This is a genomic window from Desulfurivibrio nitratireducens (assembly GCF_044068515.1).
GTDB lineage: Bacteria > Desulfobacterota > Desulfobulbia > Desulfobulbales > Desulfurivibrionaceae > Desulfurivibrio.
Genome location: NZ_JBIPKI010000083.1, coordinates 1 through 3,711 on the forward strand (window position 1 = coordinate 1; position 3,711 = coordinate 3,711).

Here is a 3,711-nt window from a genome sequence, read left to right on the forward strand (position 1 = left end):
GGGTGGCCCCTTCGGTACTGACTCCCAGGGCCGGCAGACAGCGGCCGGCCAGGGCGCGCAGGGTTTCCAGGTGGCTGATCCCGTTTTGCAGGGCGATGAGCAGGGTGGCGGGGGTAAGATATGGGGTGATCGCGGCCAGCGCCGCCGGCAGGGCGAAGGCTTTGACGCAAAGCAGAACCACCCCGGCCCCGGCCACGGTGGCCGGTTCCGGGGTGGTCGGAATCATCAGGGGCGGGGAGGCTGAGTCGCCGTCGGCCAGGATAATGCCCTGGCGGTTGAGCAAGGCGGCTCGGTCCGGGTCATGGTCGAGCAGGCGGATCGGGCAGCGGCCCGCCTGGTGCAGGCGGGCCGCCAGCAGGCAGCCCAGGGCGCCCGGCCCGACAATGACGATATCCACCTTACTCGGTGATTTCGGCGTCTTCGACAATGACCGCGTAGGTGTAGCCGGCGCCGAAGTCCTTGTTGGCGGCCAGGGTGCCTTCGACGGTTACGATGGCGCCGGTTTCGACGGCGGTCTGCGAGGTAACCACCAGGTTGTGGGTGCGGTCGCCTTCAGCGCCGCTGCCGTCCTGGAGGTGAATGAAGTTGCGGTTCATGATGGCGGGAGAGAACTTGACCACCTGGCCGCGAACCCGGACGGTCTGGCCTTCCAGGGCCTCGCCCTGGGCGTAGAGTTCGCCCACGGTGAAGCTGTTCTCGCCTGCGGCTTTCTCAACTTCCAGTTCGGCAAAGGGAACCACCGCCTTGGCGCTGCCCATGGGAACGTCGCCCATCACGCCCTGGTGAGCTTCTTCCATGGCGGCGGTGAAGCTGCGGCTTTCGCTGGCCGGCGGCGGGGTTTCCGCTTGCTTCTGGCGGTCGCAGCCAACCAGAAAGAAAGTCAGGATCAAAGCGGCGGTGATCATGGTCTTGCGCGGCGAAAGAGAGTGCATGTTCTTTTCCTTGGGAATTAGATAATAAAAAAGATCCGGGAACATCCCGGATCAGTGAGCCGGATTTACCTTAATTTTGCAACATTACCCAAAAAGGCCGAGCTGTCAATGGCCAAGGTCCCGGGTTCAGGCCCCTGGACTGAAGCTGAAGGTCAATTTTTTACCTTTAATCGATACTTTGGCTTCACCGCCCTTGCTGAGCTCCCCGAAGAGGATCTCGTCGGTGAGCACGTCCCCGATTTCCCGGGTGATCAGGCGGCGCAGCGGCCGGGCCCCGTAGCTGGGGTCGTAGCCCCGCTCGGCCAGCCAGGTCCGGGCCGTCTTGCTCAGGCTGACGGTGACCTTCTTCTCGGCCAACTGCTCCGACAGTTCCAAGACCATCTTGTCGACGATAAGTTCCATCAGGCTGGTGTCCAAGGCGGAAAAAGTAATGGTGGCATCCAGCCGGTTGCGGAATTCCGGGGCGAAAAGATTCTGCAGGGCCTTGCTGTCCTTGCCCTTGCTCTTGTCCTTGCCGTCGCCGGTGAAGCCGATGGGCCGGGCCGCCAGTTCCCGGGCGCCGGCGTTGGTGGTCATAATCAGGATGACGTTGCGGAAATCGGCTTTGCGGCCGCTGTTGTCGGTCAGGGTGCCGTGATCCATGACCTGGAGCAGAATGCTGAACAGGTCGGGATGGGCCTTTTCCAGTTCGTCAAAGAGCAGCACCGTGTGCGGATGCTTGCGGATCGCCTCGGTGAGCTGGCCGCCCTGGTCGAAGCCGACATAGCCGGGAGGAGAGCCGATCAGCCGGGAGACCGCGTGCTTTTCCATGTACTCGCTCATGTCGAAGCGCTCGAAATGGACCCCCAGGGCCAGGGCGAGCTGGCGGGCCAGTTCGGTCTTGCCGACCCCGGTGGGCCCGGCGAAGAGGAAGGAGCCGGTGGGCCCTTCGGGGCGCTTGATGCCGGCCCGGGAGCGCTTGACCGCCCCTACCAGGGCGTTAATGGCCGGGTCCTGTCCGAAGATCTGGCTCTTGAGGACGGTCTGCAGCAGGCGCAACCGCTCGATATCGGCCCCGGTCACGCTTTTGGCCGGGATCCGGGCCAGGCGGGAAACCACGTCTTCCACGTCGCGGACCGTGACGCTGCGGCGCTTGCGGCGGGCCGGATCCATCCGGAAGGCGGCGCCCACCTCGTCGAGCACGTCGATGGCCTTGTCGGGCAGAAAGCGCTCGTTGATATAGCGGTCGGCCAACTCGGCGGCGGCCCGCAGGGAGGGAGCCGAGTACTTGATCTGGTGATGTTTTTCATAGTGGGGCTGCAGACCCTTGAGGATGGCCACGGTGTCGGCCACCGACGGTTCGGTCACGTCGATCTTCTGGAAGCGGCGGGAGAGGGCCCGGTCCTTTTCCAGGTGGTTCTTGTATTCCTCGTAGGTGGTGGCGCCGATGCAGCGCAGCTTGCCCGACTGGAGGGCCGGCTTGAGCAGGTTGGAGGCGTCCATGCTGCCGCCGCTGGTGGCTCCGGCCCCGACGATGGTGTGGATTTCATCGATGAAAAGAATGGTTCTGGGCTTGCTTTCCACCGCGTTGATCACCGCCTTGAGGCGCTGTTCGAAATCACCCCGGTACTTGGTGCCGGCCAGCAGGCCGCCCATGTCCAGCATCCTGATTTCGACCTCGCGCAGCATTTCCGGCACCAGCCCGGGCTGGGGCTTGCCCTGTTCGGCGGCGACCCGGCTTTCGTGGATCCGCAGGGCCAGGCCCTCGACCAGGGCGGTCTTGCCCACCCCGGGCTCGCCCACCAGCAGGGGATTGTTCTTGCGCCGGCGGCAGAGGGTCTGCATCATTCGTTTCAACTCGGGTTCGCGGCCGATAAGGGGATCGATTTCGCCTTTGGCCGCCCGCTGGTTGAAATTGACGGTGAACTTGGTCAGCGCCTCGGCGTTCTTATCGGTCGGGGCCCCCCGGGGAGGGGCGGTGCGCTCGGTCGGCGGGGTGCCTTCCGGGACTTCCCGAGCGGCGTTTTCCGGCTGACCATGGGCGATGTAGTCCATCACGTCGAGCTTCTTGATCCCTTCCAGGTTGAGAAAATAGACGGCAAAGGATTCCGGCTCGGAAAAGATCGCGGCCAGGACGTCGCCGCCGTCGACTTCCTTCTTGCCGCAGCTCTGAACGTGGGCGATGGCCCGCTGCAGCACCCGGTTGAAACCGATGGTCTGGACCGGGTCGTGGGCGATCCCGCCATGGACGGTGGGCAGGCTGGAGGTGAAAAATTCCTCGAGCTTTTCCTTCATCAGGCTGATGTCGCCGCCGCAGGCGGTGAGAATTTCGGCGGCCAGATCATCGTGGAGCAGGCCGTAGAGAATATGCTCCACGGTGACATGCTCGTGCTTGCGGACTTTGGCTTCGCGGATGGCCCGGACCAGGGCCATTTCCAATTTATCGTTGATCATCATCGTCTTCTCGCTGCTATCGGGGTGGTCCCCGGTTGTTGAAAAATTACGGCTGCTTAGCGGTTGGGAGCGCGGCCCCGGTTCGGGGCGGAGCTGATCCCGTCACTGTTTATGGTAATCATTTACTATAAAAATGCAACAATGGGGATTGAGGCGGGGAAAAAGTGACGGCCGCGCAAGCTGTTGGGGCGGTTGGGGGAGGAACCGGGAGGACCGGGAGGACCGGGGAAAGAACCGGCGGGGCGGGCGCGTCCGGCAAGGCAAAGCGGTTTACGGTCGGCGGAGTTGAACCGGGGTTCGACGGATGCCGGCCGCCGCGGGAGCGAGGCTCGCTGTTTTCCACCCG

At 63.8% G+C, this 3,711-nt stretch carries 3 protein-coding genes; all 3 read right to left on the bottom strand.

Annotated features, from left to right (window positions below; translation table 11 throughout):
- Positions 1 to 397: ketopantoate reductase family protein (locus ACHHTY_RS11875; RefSeq protein ID WP_395494378.1), on the bottom strand; the 397-nt coding region annotated here is incomplete at its 3' end.
- Between the two features lies 1 nt (position 398).
- Positions 399 to 932: a nucleotide-binding protein gene (locus ACHHTY_RS11880; protein ID WP_395494379.1), complete on the bottom strand. Its 534-nt coding sequence runs from the start codon at positions 930 to 932 to the stop codon at positions 399 to 401.
- A gap of 126 nt (positions 933 to 1,058) precedes the next feature.
- On the bottom strand, positions 1,059 to 3,365 hold the full coding sequence (clpA, locus tag ACHHTY_RS11885) for an ATP-dependent Clp protease ATP-binding subunit ClpA (protein ID WP_395494380.1): 2,307 nt from the start codon (positions 3,363 to 3,365) through the stop codon (positions 1,059 to 1,061).
- Positions 3,366 to 3,711: the final 346 nt, after the last annotated feature.